This window comes from Holzapfeliella sp. JNUCC 80 (assembly GCF_053667655.1).
Genome location: NZ_CM132205.1, coordinates 1,005,380 through 1,021,404 on the forward strand (window position 1 = coordinate 1,005,380; position 16,025 = coordinate 1,021,404).

13 protein-coding genes and 1 riboswitch are annotated in these 16,025 nt (G+C 35.3%); all 13 genes read right to left on the minus strand.

What is annotated here, in order from left to right:
* Positions 1–248: 248 nt before the first annotated feature.
* Positions 249–1,706: a PH domain-containing protein gene (locus JNUCC80_RS05010; RefSeq protein WP_454152783.1), complete on the minus strand. Its 1,458-nt coding sequence runs from the start codon at positions 1,704–1,706 to the stop codon at positions 249–251.
* Complete coding sequence (locus JNUCC80_RS05015; RefSeq protein ID WP_454152784.1) at positions 1,699–2,175, minus strand: PH domain-containing protein; 477 nt, start codon at positions 2,173–2,175, stop codon at positions 1,699–1,701. The genes JNUCC80_RS05010 and JNUCC80_RS05015 overlap by 8 nt, the downstream gene beginning before the upstream one ends.
* A gap of 43 nt (positions 2,176–2,218) precedes the next feature.
* A complete protein-coding gene (locus JNUCC80_RS05020; RefSeq protein ID WP_454152785.1) occupies positions 2,219–2,563 on the minus strand; it encodes a fluoride efflux transporter FluC in 345 nt (114 codons plus the stop codon).
* Positions 2,563–2,967 (minus strand): fluoride efflux transporter FluC, encoded by a 405-nt coding sequence (locus JNUCC80_RS05025; protein WP_454152786.1) that lies wholly within the window; start codon positions 2,965–2,967, stop codon positions 2,563–2,565. The genes JNUCC80_RS05020 and JNUCC80_RS05025 overlap by 1 nt, the downstream gene beginning before the upstream one ends.
* Positions 2,968–3,011: 44 nt before the next feature.
* Positions 3,012–3,079: riboswitch (Fluoride riboswitch) on the minus strand.
* Positions 3,066–3,245: a hypothetical protein gene (locus JNUCC80_RS05030; protein ID WP_454152787.1), complete on the minus strand. Its 180-nt coding sequence runs from the start codon at positions 3,243–3,245 to the stop codon at positions 3,066–3,068. Its footprint overlaps the riboswitch before it by 14 nt.
* Positions 3,246–3,308: 63 nt before the next feature.
* The gene (locus tag JNUCC80_RS05035; RefSeq protein WP_454152788.1) at positions 3,309–4,526 is read right to left on the minus strand and encodes a restriction endonuclease subunit S; all 1,218 of its coding nucleotides are present in this window, start codon (positions 4,524–4,526) and stop codon (positions 3,309–3,311) included.
* Positions 4,519–6,075 (minus strand): type I restriction-modification system subunit M, encoded by a 1,557-nt coding sequence (locus JNUCC80_RS05040; protein ID WP_454152789.1) that lies wholly within the window; start codon positions 6,073–6,075, stop codon positions 4,519–4,521. The genes JNUCC80_RS05035 and JNUCC80_RS05040 overlap by 8 nt, the downstream gene beginning before the upstream one ends.
* A 15-nt stretch (positions 6,076–6,090) precedes the next feature.
* Positions 6,091–8,976: a type I restriction endonuclease subunit R gene (locus JNUCC80_RS05045; protein ID WP_454152790.1), complete on the minus strand. Its 2,886-nt coding sequence runs from the start codon at positions 8,974–8,976 to the stop codon at positions 6,091–6,093.
* 101 nt (positions 8,977–9,077) lie between these two features.
* On the minus strand, positions 9,078–9,950 hold the full coding sequence (locus JNUCC80_RS05050) for an ROK family protein (RefSeq protein ID WP_454143972.1): 873 nt from the start codon (positions 9,948–9,950) through the stop codon (positions 9,078–9,080).
* Between the two features lie 183 nt (positions 9,951–10,133).
* Positions 10,134–11,120 carry a hypothetical protein gene (locus tag JNUCC80_RS05055; protein ID WP_454152791.1) on the minus strand — a complete coding sequence of 329 codons (987 nt, stop codon included), beginning with the start codon at positions 11,118–11,120 and terminating at the stop codon, positions 10,134–10,136.
* Between the two features lie 106 nt (positions 11,121–11,226).
* A complete protein-coding gene (locus tag JNUCC80_RS05060; protein ID WP_454152792.1) occupies positions 11,227–13,122 on the minus strand; it encodes a hypothetical protein in 1,896 nt (631 codons plus the stop codon).
* Between the two features lie 171 nt (positions 13,123–13,293).
* On the minus strand, positions 13,294–15,159 hold the full coding sequence (locus tag JNUCC80_RS05065) for an FtsX-like permease family protein (protein ID WP_454152793.1): 1,866 nt from the start codon (positions 15,157–15,159) through the stop codon (positions 13,294–13,296).
* A gap of 15 nt (positions 15,160–15,174) precedes the next feature.
* Entirely contained in the window at positions 15,175–15,930 is a 756-nt protein-coding gene (locus JNUCC80_RS05070) for an ABC transporter ATP-binding protein (protein ID WP_454143964.1), read from the minus strand.
* Between the last annotated feature and the right edge of the window lie 95 nt (positions 15,931–16,025).

The following is a 16,025-nucleotide window of genomic DNA, read 5'->3' on the forward strand; positions in this document are numbered from 1 at the left end:
TATTTTAAAAACACTTTATTCACACTTCCTTTGCTTCAATGTGAAATGAAAGCGCGTAAATTTATTTACTGCGTTCAAATTAATATCGGTTTCAAACTAATTGTATAACTATAGCCTCATAACAATATTACACTAGCAACTATATTTCCTACAAGATAATGCTTATGCAATTGAATTAAAACGAGCTATTCTTTACATTTTGTTAACATTTAAAAAGAGCAACAACCTCAATAGGCTGTTGCTCTTTTTTATTGTTTATAGAATTGCTTAATCTCTTGTATAACTTTAACTGGAATAAATCGTAATTTAATCTGGTCACCAGATCCACTACTCATCTTAACAGGTAATTTAATATGACCTATTTTTTGACGATGATAAAGCAGTGGCGTTGTTCTTTGCGTAATGTTTTGAACTTTATTCTTATCCAAAAAGTTAATTTCTTGTGTGAAGAAATGATAACGTTGGACGCAGATGAATCGGTTTTGGCTAAAGCCATAACCTTGACCATTAGCATCTAGGTAATCACCCAGTAACACAAACAAGAAGAATAAAATAACTAACGCAACAACCCAAACCGGCACTACTTGCCAAAAAATAACTTCAAGTCCAATAAAAATGGCAATCGTTAATAACGTCCAGCGAATAAAGTACCACAAACGATTTTGTGTTAGTAACTTAATCTGAGGTGAATGCAATTGCCATTCAGGTAAATAAGTTGCTAAGAAGGGATAAACCTCATCGGTCTTAATAATTGGAAACAAATAGGTATGATTATCACTGTTATCTTCTTTGCTTTGCTTATCTTGCCCACTATAAACGTAAACTAGAATGGATGAAAACCCAAATAAACGACGAATAGGATGTTTCTTAACTTGCACGTTTTGAATTTTGTGAATGGGTATTTGCTGTGTTTTTTCTTTTAGCAAACCACTTTTAATCACTAGCGTATTACCTGTTCTGGCAATTCTAAAATCATAATAATTCAATAATGTCCGCACTAGAGAATAGGCAAATCCTAAAAAGATAATACCTAAGATACCAAGAATAATATAAACCAGACTACTAAATACAACTTGCGTCACTTCATCGTTCAATCTTTTCCCTACATTATTTAAAATTCGACTACCTAATCCCGCAATCACAGCTGATGAAGCTAAAATATTAAGATTGGTTACCGCAAATATTAAAATATGTGAAGCAGGTAATCTTCTGAACGTTGGTTTTTTTACAGAATCAACAACTTCACTAGATTCTTTTGCCTTGTCTGCCACTTCTTGTTGGGATTCACTTTGATTGCGGTAGTTTTCAATTGCATCAAAAACTGCAATTGGGACAACCTTTAACACGGCTTCTGACTTGCTGTCACTACCACCTGCAGTCTCAATATTAACTGTTGTTAGGTCAAATGGCGCTAGAAAGAACCACTGACTCTGACGAACGGTCTGAATACGGTCATAAGGAATCACCGTTGTTGATTTATTAATGAGTCCTTTTTGAATCTTAACTTGTCGACTATCAACGGTATAATAAGTAGTTAAATAACTGACTACCTCCAGTACAACGTAAGCAATCGGGAAGAATAATAACCAAAAACGACCGCTAAAAATACCAATAATTGCCGCAATCAAGGCCCCAAATACAGTGGTTAGTGATTTAAAGAATTCGAGCACTAGCGCCATTGGATGAAATCGTTTATGATTATACATTCAAATCAGCCACCTTTACTCGTTTTGTCACTTCTTCACGAAGATCCGCAGCCGTACTTGGATTAAGTCCAGAAATACTGTGCTTTGTTGCCGCTGTATGGATGATTAATTCTTCTAAATCAAAAATTTTCAAGATTGGCCCTTGTTGAATTTCGATGTGTTGCACACGGTTCAATGGCACATAAACTGTTTTTCTAAAGAAAACACCACGCTGAAATGAAATAGCATCCCCATCAATCTGATAACGATGGAAATTATAGCGATAAGGAATCAATGCCAAACTCGCCACGAAGAACACGGCAACCGCAATCATTGCAATTGGTGTCACCCACTCTTTATATGGAATAGGAAAGAAACGTGTCACTAATCCTACCACAACCAAAATCGCAATTGCCTCTAATATGTCTGATATGAACCAAGCCTTTTTGATTCGGCTTGGCATTTTTTGTGTTAATAATTGATAATCCATTTTGTACTCCTCCCGTGTTGTGGCCACAGAAGGCATTTCTTAGTTATAACCAGTACCCTAGTGCGACAAAAATCAATCCGAGTGTATAAGTTACAACTAAATGAACAAAGAATAGCCCTTGTTTCTTTTGCTTAATCAAGTTAACGAGTTCGGAGTTAAAAGTCGAAAACGTTGTATAACCACCCATTAGTCCTGTTCCAAGAAGTGGATAAGCCCACCATGACCCATAATTCTTAGCAAAAAGACCCAGCAAAAAACTACCTGACACATTAATCAATAGTGTTGCCACAAAAGAATTTTTGAAATAACGCTTTGCATTCAAAAAAGTTGTCAAATTACGACGACATAATGTCCCAACACCACTTGCAATCCCAATCAAAAACCACATTATTGATCATCCTCCTCTTCTTGCTCAATGACTTCTTCATCTGTTTCTTCAGTTGATAGACCTGTTAATAGCGTGCCTAAGTAAGCACATAAGAACCCACCTAAGACGGTGATTGTTGCATAAATCATCAACGCAATGAACTGCCCTTTGATAATTAGCGTCAAGATATCAAGCATGGCGCTTGAAAAAGTGGTGAATGCTCCGAAGAACCCAGCACCAATTACTTCTTTTAATAATGGACGTTCTTTTTGGCGGTCATTCCAAATAGGTAACAAAAAAGCCCCAATTAAGTTAGTAATTAGCGTGGCAATTGGAAACCCATTCATCACCCATGCTTGTCCGATAAAGTAGCGCGTGATACCACCTATCGCCCCAAAAATAAATAATAAAACTTGTAAAATCATAATACTTCCCCCTATAAACATAAAAAAGACACCTGTTGAAATAAGCTTCAACAGGTGTCATCAGCAATACTAATCTTTGCATTTAATGGCGAACACCATCACCGTTTATTCTTAAAGTGTCTCTTCAGTTGTGGAATCCAAAAGACAATCACATAACCGACTGCCATTCCCATTAACGTAAAGACAAGTACAGCACTCTTGTGTTGGTTCATGAGTAAAATCCCAATAATTAAACCAACTAATGTACAGATACCTAATATCCATCTATTCTTTGTCATACTGTATCCCTCAATATCTTTACTATTATTATTCCACGATAATAACGACTTTGCAATGGCTAACTAGCAGAATAGCTTTTGCAGATAGCCTTTTTTCAGTTGTTTGAGCTGTTCAATTTTTTGTTCATAAAGATTGATTTCTTGATCAAGTTTATCAAATAAGTCTATAATTTTTATTTTTTCATCGTCAGTAGGAATAGAAACTTTTATATTTAAAAAATCTTTTTCGTGTATTCTCCATTGGCCATATACAACACCTTGACGATACCGTATCATTTTAGCAATAAAATCAGAACGTAGAAATAGTCTACCGACAAACTTACTATCCAAATGATTATTAGAATAAAAAATACTATAAACAGGGGAAATAACTGCATTACCGTAGTTATTAAAGCCTATGGAACCAGTATCTAGATTATTAGAACTGTATATAAAGTCGCCAAATAAAGTTCTCTTATACTTCTTACTATTGCTTTTGACTAAAAATTCTCTATTGTACCTATCTGATTTAGGAACAACTCCTATATTTTGAACAAATGACATTAGTGGATAATTTGAAGATTCAGCTACTTTATCATTTCTTTCAATAACAAGTTCTGAAACTTTACTATACTTCCAATTTTTTTTGAAATTTTCAAACCTTATTCGAGGTAATAGTTGATTCTCTATAGGAAAAGATTTTTGTAACAATCCTTTTTTATACAGTTTTTTTGACTTAAGTTGATTCCGATACAACTCAATCAACTTATCCATTTTTTCAAAGAAAGAGCCAATTTTTTGTTGTTCTTCTCTTAAAGGTAAAATAACATCTTGATTATTGACAATATCAGAATTCAAGTTTACCTGACTTCCTGGTTGACCATACTGTTGCCAAAAAGACTTAAAGTATCTTAACCATTGGAATCCAAACATCAATTCAAATTTAGGGTTATAAAAAATCAAGAAACCATCATGAACACCTGTTTTTACATAATTAATTGCTGGTTCTCCAATGGTAGCTGCAATACTTAAAATCAAGTGTGATGTTGTTAGTACTCTCGTCTTTTCTGCCCCTAAATTTGATATCCTTTGTTCTATATAGGAAACTTTCCCATTTTGTTTTGTAACATCTGATATTCTAAGCCAACCAATATCAGAATTTTTATCAAACCACTTAGGATCTTTTATAGGTCTTGGTGAAGCTCCTCTTTTAATATCAGCTAATTCTCTAAATTTCTTCTTCTCCCACTCACCTTCAAAACCCTTAAATCTCAGTTGTGGCACTAATTTTTCTTTATTCATCAACATCAGTCTCCACTAATTGGGCTTCCATTTCAGCAAGTTCAGATTCAATTTTGGCGATTTGTTGGTTCACTTCTTCAATATCAGCTTTTACTTGGTTGATATCGATTTCAGGTTCAGGTTCAAAGGTATCCACATAACGTGGGATATTTAAGTTAAAGTCATTTTCTTTAATTTCATCAAGTGAAGCAACATGGGCATATTTATCCACATCTTCACGCGCTTCATACGTTTGTAAGATTTTATCAATATGAGCTTGGGTCAAGCTATTTTGGTTTTTACCTTTTTCAAATTCTTTTGAAGCATCAATAAAGAAGATGTCTGTTTGTGGACGGTTCTTTTTGAACACAAGAATAGTTGTTGGAATTGAAGTTCCAAAGAATAAGTTAGCAGGCAGACCAATAACCGCATCTAGCACGTTATCTTGTTCAATCATGTACTTTCTGATAACGCCCTCTGCTGCCCCTCGGAATAGCACCCCGTGAGGTAGAACAACAGCCATTATCCCATTGTCATTCAAGTGGTAAAGCATGTGAGTCACAAAAGCTAAGTCAGCTTTTGATTTTGGTGCGACTTTACCATATTTACGGAAACGTTCATCTGTTAACTTATCGGCATTATTCCAGTTAGCTGAGTATGGTGGGTTTGCAACAACAGCATCAAATTTTTCATCAGGGAAGCGGTCGTTTTCAAGTGTATCCCCTTGTTTAACACTGAAGTTACTATAGTTAATCCCGTGCATTAACAAGTTCATACGAGCCAAGTTGTAAGTTGTTGAGTTCCATTCTTGACCATAGTAATGACCAATTCGAGCTCTATCTCCAACAGTTAGCAGTAATGATCCTGAACCCATTGTTGGGTCATAGATTGATTTAATTTCATCTTTACCTGCGGTTACCACACCTGAAATGATTTTTGAAACTTGTTGCGGAGTGTAGAATTCCCCAGCTTTTTTACCAGCAGATGCGGCGAATTGACCGATTAGGTATTCATAAGCATCCCCTAGAACATCAATTTCAATTTCACTTGAACGGAATGAAATATTGTTCAAGTTCAATAAGACTTTACGCATTAATTCACCACGTTCAGCCACATTGTTCCCAATTCTTGGTGATTGTAAGTCCATGTCATCGAACAATCCTTGGAAGTCTTCTTGTGAGTCTTCACCAATAGTTGAACTTTGAATTGAATTGATAGCATTTTGTAATTTTTCAATATCAAATTCACCAGTTTGACAGTCTTTGATTAATGAGCTGAACAAGTAACGTGGCTTAATTGTGAACCCTAAGTCTTGCACAATATCTTCTGATAATCCTTCATAGTCAGGATTATTGTAGGCTTGTTCATAAGTGATATCTTCACCATCAAGTAACATCGTGACTTCATCTTCAACACGGTCTGATAAGAAGCGGTAGAAAATAAGTCCTAGAATATAATTTCTGAATTCACTCGCATCCATATTTCCACGCAGGTCGTTAGCAATAGCCCACAAGTGTTTTTGTAATTCGGCTTGTTGCTGAGATTGTACATTTTGATGTTCTTCTGTCATAAGTTTACTCCCTTATTAATCTAGTGCTTTATAGTAATCGCCAATTTCTTTAATGAAAACCATAATTTGTTCTCTTCGTTGGCGTTTTTCTTTAAACGGTATACCCTTTAAATCTTCATTAATACTGCGAGAATCGCATTCGCCTCTGAAGTTATATTCATTAAGTTGATGCTTCAAGCTTTCAACTGGTACATCAACTTCTTGCGACATTTCGTTGAATCTTTTTTCTTTTTGCTCCTGAACGAATTTGTTAAATTCTGTCAGCATATCAATATTAGCTTGTTGTGCAAATTCTGGTACTTCGTCTTCTAAGAATTTAATCAACAATTCTTTTTTGGTGTGAAGTTGAGATTGGGCAGCTTGTTCAATTTGCTGTTTGATTTTTTCACTATGGTCAATAATATCATCCACAGTCGACATAAAATCAATGTTTTGAATTAGTCCCATAATGTAGCTCACATCAATATCATCTTGTTGAATTAACGATAACTCAAAATCTAAATCATCCACAATCGACACTTTTTTATTATTTTTGGCTTCACGTTCTAAATATTCAACTGCTTCACGATATTTACTTTGGAAAGATTCATATTGCTGTGGTGTGAGTTCTAAAGCAAATTCATCCCATGCAAACTCATCATAAACACGTATCTTATTGTAGATACGCAACACATCACGGAAGGCTTTGATGAAGTCACTAATGTGGTCTTCACCCAAATTGTATAAGTTGTCCACATCTTTTGGCTCATCAATAATTACATGTAACTTTTCAATGGCTTGTCTGAAGTTTTCAGCCATTTCTTCATAACTTGGTGCAAGGAAAGCTTCTCTTGAACCATCTGAGAACAAGCGAATGGCATCGTCCGTTTCAGGTTTAAGATTGCGATAGCTAATAATGTTACCAAATGGCTTGTTCAAGTTGTCGATTCTGTTCGTTCTTGAATAGGCTTGAATTAACCCATGATATTTTAGTTTTTTATCCACATATAACGTTGATAGTTTAGGTGAATCAAACCCTGTTAAGAACATATTAACAACAATTAGGACATCAATATTTTGTTCAGGTGTCTTCACATGATGTTGCTTCATTCTCATCGAGATATCGTTGAAGTAATCTTTGAAGTCATCAACTGAGAAATTCTCACCATAAAGTTTATTGTAATCATCCACAATATGTTCAAGCCCATGACGTGACGTCACATCATCTTGATTTTGGTACTTTTCATTATCTTGTTCATTGGCCGCCCAAGTGAACACGCTGGTAATATTGAGTTTTTCGCCTTCTGAATTTTGCGCTTGTAACTTTTTGAAAATATCATAATAAGCCAATGCCACACGCGTGTTCGGCACAGTCAAAATTGCATTGAATTCACCATTTTTGGTGTATTGGCGGTGATTCAAAATAATATGTTTAGCAATTTGCTCTAAACGGTCAGAATGTTCCATTACTTCTTGTTTATCCACAGAATTGGCATCTGCTTGACCATTATCTTCAACGTCTTTTGCATCGAAGGTTTGCAAGTATTGCACATTAAATCCCAGAACATTTTGGTCACGAATTGCGTCTTTAATCAAATAATGGTGAAGTTCTTGATCATACAAGTCTTGTGTTGTACGACCATCTGCTCCGATATTTTCTTTAAAAATTGGTGTTCCTGTAAACCCAATATGTTGCGCATTCTTGAACCAGTTATTCACGTTTTTACGCATATCACCGAATTGACTACGATGTGCCTCATCTTCAATAAAAATCACTTTTTTGTCACGGTAAGGTGCTAGTAGATTCTTATAGTAGTCTTTTGAAACGGCATTATTCATCTTTTGAATCGTGGTAATAACCAGTTTTTCATCTGTTTGTTGCAACTGTTTAACCAAAGTTTTCGTATCATCCGTACGATCAATGGCTAAATCACCATTCTTGGCACCCAAATAAGAGTTAAAGTTCTTAGATGTTTGAACATCCAAGTCATTACGGTCAATCAAGAAAATCACTTTGTCCACATCTTCACGTTGCTTCAATAACTGACTTGCTTTGAATGACGTAATTGTTTTCCCTGATCCTGTTGTATGCCAGATATAACCGTTTTTGTCAGGATGGTTTTCAACTTGATTGATGATTCCTTCAACCGCATAGATTTGGTAAGGTCTCATCACCATCATGCGATTATGACTCTCATCAAAAATCACGTACTTGGCTAAAATAGAATGCAAACGTTCTGGTGGGAAGAATGATTCCGTAAATTCCGTAATTTCATTGAGCCACTTATTATGTTTATCTGTCCAACGAAACATAAATTTTGAATTCAAGTTCCCATCACCATTAGCAAAATAGCGGGTATCTTCACCATTTGAAACCACAAAAAGTTGCACCATTCTAAACAAACTATCCTTAAAGGTTTCATTACGATAACGAATAATCTGATTGAATGCTTGGCTGAACTCAACCCCTCGACGTTTCAACTCAATTTGTAACAAAGGCATCCCATTAATTAAAACCGTCACATCATAACGATTTTCATAACGGCCCATCATCGTAATTTGGTTGGTCACTTCATATGTATTGGCTGCTGCATTTTTGACATCAAAAATATTCAAGAATAGCGGGTCACCATTATCTCGATTGATACTAATTTTGCCAATTGGCGAATTAATTGATCCACGTAAGTCATAGCTGATTTTGTAATGTGACTTCGCCCCTATAATCGCTGTATAAGCGCGTTGAAATTCTGAATCCGTTAAGGGTTCACCTTTCAAATTTGTTTCATTTCGTTGATTCAACAGCGCTCGAAAATGTGCCAACAAATCATCATTATCTTTAATGGTGACATATTGGTAACCTAAATTTTCCAGTTGTTTAATGAATCGATTCTCAAGTTGAGCTTCTGATTCGTATTGACCCATCAAAAGTCGCCTCCTTATCCTCCACGTCTTTTACCTACTATACTACTATAATTGGGTATAATAAAAAAGCACACTGACAACTAGTCAATGTGCTTTTAGCTTTATCTTGCAACTTTTTCAGCTAATAGTAATGAGCCGATAATACCAGCATCATCACCTAGTGAAACAGGAACAATGTAATCTTTTAAGTCTGGTAATGTGATGTAACCGTTCATCATTTTAGCGAACTCATCACGAATCATATCCATTAAGTGCTCTTGTTTAGAAACACCACCACCAAAAATCATAATATCTGGTGAGAATGTCAATGTGAAGTCTAAAGCAGCTTGTGCTAAGTAGTAAGCTTCAAATTCCCAAGCTTTATGGTTTTCATCTAAGTTGTAAGCTTTTTCGCCCCAACGTGCTTCAATAGCAGGTCCACAAGCTAGTCCTTCTAAACAGTCACTGTGGAATGGACAAATACCTTCAAAATTATCTTCTGGATGTCTTCTCATCATTAAGTGACCTGTTTCAGGATGAGCACGACCATTATAAACTTCACCGCGTGTAATCACACCACTACCAACACCTGTTCCGATAGTTGTGTAGAATACATTATCAAAGTTTTGGCCAGCACCTAAAATATGTTCACCATAAGCAGCCACGTTCACATCAGTTGTCCAAAGCATTGGCACATCATAGTGTGCTTTCATATCGCCAATAAAGTTATAGTTTTGCCAAGCAACTTTCGGTGTATCTGTAATATAACCGTAGTTGTCTAGCTTTTCGTTTACACCAATTGGACCGAATGAACCAATACCGAAAGAAATGATGTCATCTTGATATTGATCAAAGAAATCAAAAACCTGTGCCATTGTTTCTTCTGGTGTTGTAGTCTTGATTGTGCCACGTTTTAGGACTTCACCGTTTTTGTGACCGACTGCCACGGCAAATTTAGTGCCTCCGGCTTCGATTGCGCCATATAATTCTGTCATGCTCTTTCCCTCCGTCAAACTTTTACACTTAATTACGACATTATGTTGTTCTAGTCATTAGAACTGGTATTTCAAATAATCACAACGACTAGATTATCGTGAAAACGCTATCACGTCAACATCATTCACGTTAATCTGTCTTTATGAAAACGTTTTCTCCCTAACATTATAACGTATTTTCACTTAAATCCAAGCCCATTTTTTAGCAACAAAAGTGCTGAATCCAAGTAGTGCAAAATAACAAGCCGATATTGTTATGACTGAGGTGAAGAACAATTGTATATCAACTGATGATCCACCGAGTGCGATAAAGTTCAAGAAGGCAAACCCTGCACCTAAAGCAACAGGAAGTAAGAATCCTGTGAACATTTCAAGTCGAATAGAGGGCGTCTTAATGTGATTTTTTCTAGCCAGGTAAACACGTTGATAGATATAGCTGAGAATTTGGTAAAGTACTACTAATGCCAATACGATAATAAATGTAAAGCTCAAGCTATAACTCAACCATTTTAATTGACGATGTTGCGTCATAACCTGATTGTATTTTTGACTCTTCACAAATGAAATAATCTTATTTTGTGGCAAGTTTAATTGCTGTTTTTGCAGATTATCAATCACTTGATAGGTGTCAAAGTCTTGTGCAAAATTATCTGACTTCAGTAATCTAAGTTCTTCAGCATCACTTGAAATTTGGTCAAAACGCAAACCCGTTACAGCTTGAATCTGGTCAAATGGCACAACACCATGAAATAATTGTTCAAGGTAATTTTTAACTGAAGCGGGCAATTGACCTACGTCTAGTTGTGGCATTGTTTGACCATCTGCCAATTTAGGCGGAAAACTATTCAATTCATCAATAGAAACAAATAAATTACCGTCTTTAACTTTGTAAGCGTAATAAGATGAATCTTTCAAGTTCAAATTTTTAAGTTGTTGATCAACTTGCGGGCTTGAACTATAAATCACGCCATCATAATAAATGTTTTCCAGATTTGATTCGGTTGTCTTAGCTATCTGTTTTCCCGCAATTAACAGACTAGTTGCAAGCCCAATCAGAATCATCAATCCAAATGTTATGGAAACTAACTTTCTAATTGAAAAATAGGGCGTCGCAAAAGCACGGTTATCAAATCTTGATGTTACTTTTTGTTTTAATGTTTTTCTTTGCATAATTTAGTCCTTTCATTAGACTCCTCCATCTATAATGATACCGCAAATTGAGCAAAAGTTAAATTTTTGTTAACTTTAAAACAAATCTGATTTCCCCATAACCACGCTAATCAGCTATTTTCAACACTTTCTTTGGGTAAACGCAAGCTACTAAGATTGCAATTATCAAGTACACTACTACGCAAATTATAATTGGTAGAATACTCAAATGATAAATATCTAGTGTTAGATACTTGAAGACTTCAAGACCAATAACTGTTGTTATTAATCCAGGAATCATTGGCATGATAAATAGTGATAGCACTTCTTTAAACACTGTCTTTTTGATAACTGATTGCTGGAAGCCTTTTGCTTGCATGGCTTGGTAGGTCAATCTTTCTTGTTTTAGTTGTTGCCATTGTTTGAATACTAGAATTGAAACAATAGCCACAAGTAGTGCGATGCTAATTCCAATTGCAAAAGTTTTCAGAATAGAAAATTCAGTACTTAAATTTCTAAAGTAAGTAATACCTTGACCACCAACTTGACTATTTCTCATACCACCAACTCGATCGTCACCCATCTTGTCTCCAAGCTGTAATTTTTCGATAGCCATTAGTGCTGGCCAGTTTTGCGCAATGCCACCTTTAGTCTTAATAAGTTGGATTTCATTTGACGTTGCTTGTACTTGGTCAAATTCTGATTGATCAACATCGTGATAAGTTACATCTTCTGGTAATTCAAATGTGTTCAGCCAAATATCATTATTAGGTTGAATCAATTCATAAGATGATGCAATCATATGCTTCAATTCTTTTTTGGCATCGTCGCCTTGATAACTTGTTGTTTTGTATCTTAAGCGATTGTTGTTGATGAGAGGTGCACTAAAGTCTAAATCATTAAGTTTGAACTGTTGGTCAGCTACTTCAGACTTTAGAGTGTACACATTTTTTCCATCAACTTTGTAATGGTAGGTTGTTTTTTCTTGAATAGGTAACTGCTTAACTGCATTAGTGACCTCTGGTTGATGATTATAGATAACTGTGTCGTAAAAAGCCGCTTCATTCGTTCTTTCAGCGCTTACATTTCTCACAGAGCTAGCTACTGCCACAGCACCTACTGCTACAGCAAACAATAAGGTTGCTAAACTAAATCCTTTAACATGATGAATAAGCTTTCGGTTAAGCTGGGTCAAACTCATGTCATGAAGTTTTCGATTTCTGAACCAAGACCATTTCAACAATAATTGAATAACAACTGGATACAACGCATTAAAGAAAAAATAAACGCCTAAGGTAATCCCCATTGTGGTTACAGTCAATGCTAAAAGTTGCTTTCCATAATCTAAAATATCGTGGCTTGCATAATAGGCTGCCAACAACCCAATAATACCTAGTCCTAATTGAATAACTACTAGCCAAGGATTACGATATTTTCTACTTTCTTCCTTATAAATCTTTGGCATAATGCCACTAACATGAATCTTATTGACAATCATCCCTACAATAGGTAATCCCACAAAAACCAGCGTAATGTCAATTAAGCTAAGTACATGGAATCCAAAGAACCCTTTAACTGCCACGCCTTGTGTACTTGCTATCAAAAATGCAACTAATTGCGAAACAGCCATACCCACAATGATACTTAAACATGACATTGAAATACTGATTGTTAATAGTTGAACTAAAGTTACCGCAGTTACCTTAGATTGTTTGTCACCTAGTTGATCAGTTAGTTGTTTATTTTGTTGTGCCTGATTTAATAAGAATCGATTAAGATAACCCATATATATCATGGTAATGATAATTAATACCGCTTCCCCCGCGATAAAAACGGGCGCATCTTGAGTCATAATAAGTGTTTGGTTAGCACTTAGTGTTTTGGTTAGTGTTGAAAACGTATAAATTAGCGTGCTTAAAACTAACACCCCTAAAAATAAAATGCTGTATTTTTTATAGCTTTGACGTAAATTGCTAAACGCCAGCCTTATAATCGTGCTCAAATCAATATCCTTCTCTGTCATAATGATACCCCCCTGATTTATTTACAATCCCTATGCTAACAATCACCAACAGCCTGTTACATCGATTTAACTTACAATTTGGCTATCAATCTTACAATTTTGTAAGATTTGGTTAAGAAGCTAAAATTTTTATTAATCCAAAACAAAAAGCCAACAACTGTTGGCTTTTTGTTATTTTCTTTTTCGTAACACAATTGAGCGATAAATAAATAGTGTTAGTAAATAATATAGGAAGTATAGAACTAAGAAAATAGCTAATGGGAATGGTACTCGACTATAAATATTCGAGACCATATCCTCAAATAATTTAAGCCCAAATAACATATGCATGATGCCAATTGCGCCTGGCAAAATAAATAGTACTGCTAATTCTCGTGCAATTGATTTCGTCATAGTACTTGATTTTGCACCAATTTTATCAAGCATTTCATAGCGATTTTTATCTTGATGTGCACTACTTAGAATTTTGAAAATCAAAATTGAAGCTAACATCGTTAAGAATGAGATTCCTAAGAATAAACCGATAAATTGGAAAATGGATAAGACACTATTAATACCTTGATAGACATCGATTCCTTGTTGCAATCCAAATCCATTAACTGGATTGGGTCTTTCACCTTGCAAATTGCTGATTTTTTGCAATGGTAATAGATTTTGACGCAAACCAGTTGTCTTGATGAACTTAATCTCACCTGCAGAAACAGGCAACTGATCAAATGTTTGTTGCGGAACAAAGTTAGCTTTGACTACCAATTCTTGAGTATCTGCTACTATACCTGTACTCAACATCTGACTATCATCTTTTTGACCTGAATTATAAGCAGCAATCATTGCTTGCCTAATGTATTCCTCAATTTGTTCTCCACTATATGACTTCAAAGCATAAGTCAATTTCTCTCCAGACCTTATACTTGTGTTTTGCACTTCATTAATAACAAATTTTTGATTATTCAATTCCGAATCAACACCATATAAAGCACCATCAACAATCTTGTAATGATAGTTTACTTGCTCCGATATTGATAACTCAGAAACCTGCTTGTTAATTTCTGGCGTATCTTGATAAATTTCTACATCGTAATACTCTTGCGCAGACTGTTCAAAGGCGGTATCTCTCATCATTAAAGCAATTGTGATTGCACCAACCGCCATTGCAAATAGAATTGAAACAACAGACAAAATACGTGTATAGCTTGTGATTCTAAATTTCAATTGATTCAACGTGAAGTTATTCAGTTTGCGATTATTAAACCATGACCATTTTTTTAGCAAATTAATTGCAACCGGAAATGATGATTTGAAGACAAAATATGTTCCTAGAATAACACCAATTAGTGCTATCCAGAAAGCGTTCATCACATTAGTAACTTCCCTAATATTAAGCATTTGGTAGTATGCAATTGCTAATCCAGCAACACCAATAACGGCTTGAAGTGCTGTTAACCAGCCATTACGACGGTACTTAACTGGTTTTTCATTCCCCTTTAGCAAACTTAAAACTGAAGTTGCTGAAATTTTAATGCGATTAAATAAAGCAGCTAGTAAAAATAGGACGAAGAAAAATAGGATTGTCCATAATACTGCTGGTAAATGAAATCCAATAAATCCTTTTATTGATAATCCTAAATTGGAAACCAGCAAACTACCGACACCCTGTGTCGCAAAAATCCCTAAAAATGATCCGACTAAAGCAGCTAATGTTCCCAAAAATAAAGTTTCCACAAAAATCAAGTTTCCGATTTTTGAACTTTTAGCACCTAGCATCATGAATAATCCATAGTCCCGTTGTCGCATGCTAAGTAAGAAACTATTAGCATAAACAACATAAACCAATGTTATGATTCCAAGCAAAACATTCCCAACTAAAAATAATTGCTTAACGATTTTTACAGTTGGATTATCATCCAAAAATCCTGGGTTAGTCGATAATGACAAGAACATATAGAAGATGGCACTCGTGACAATTAACCCTGAAAACAAGACTAGATAATCTTTGAATCGATTTCGCATCCCTGATAGTGAAAGCTTAAATAACATTGTCATCCCCCATTCCTACTGTTCATATGTCCCAAGTGTTTGAATAATTTGTTGATAAAAATCAGAACGTGATTGTTGTCCACGCTTCAATTCACGATGAATTTCACCATCTTTAATAAATAGAATGCGCTGTGCATAGCTAGCCGCTGCTGCATCATGAGTCACCATCAAAATTGATACCGCATCTTGTTCATTCAGTTGTTGCATTGTATTCAGTAATTCTTTTGCACTTTTTGAATCTAGCGCACCTGTTGGTTCATCTCCAAATAGGATTGAAGGTTCATGAACTAACGCCCGACTAGCTGCCACACGTTGCTTTTGCCCACCTGAAATTTCTGATGGATATTTATCTAAAATTTCTGAAATGCCCAACTTAACCGCTATCTTTTCAACTTTTGGTCGAATTTCTTTTGATGATACATTTTGTAGTGATAAAGGTAATGCAATATTTTCACGACAAGATAAATTTTCAAGTAAGTTAAAGTCTTGAAAAATAAAACCAATTTCTCGTCCGCGAAAATCTGCCATCTGGTTTTTCTTCAACTTTGTAATATCTTGATGATTAATTTCAATATGACCACTTGTCGGTTTGTCTAATGTAGACAACAGGTTTAGTAAGGTTGTTTTACCTGATCCTGATGCCCCCATAATTCCGATAAATTCACCTGCTTCGACTGAGAAATCAATATTTTGAAGTGCTTGATATTTTTTCTCATTACGCTTTCCATAGATTTTGTTAATGTTATGTACAGTTACAACTTGCTCTGCCATATTAGTTCCCCCCTGAATTGTTTTACAAGGTTTATGCTAACAATTATGCACAAGTTGCCACATCGATTTACCTTACAATTTGAGGTCTAATCTTA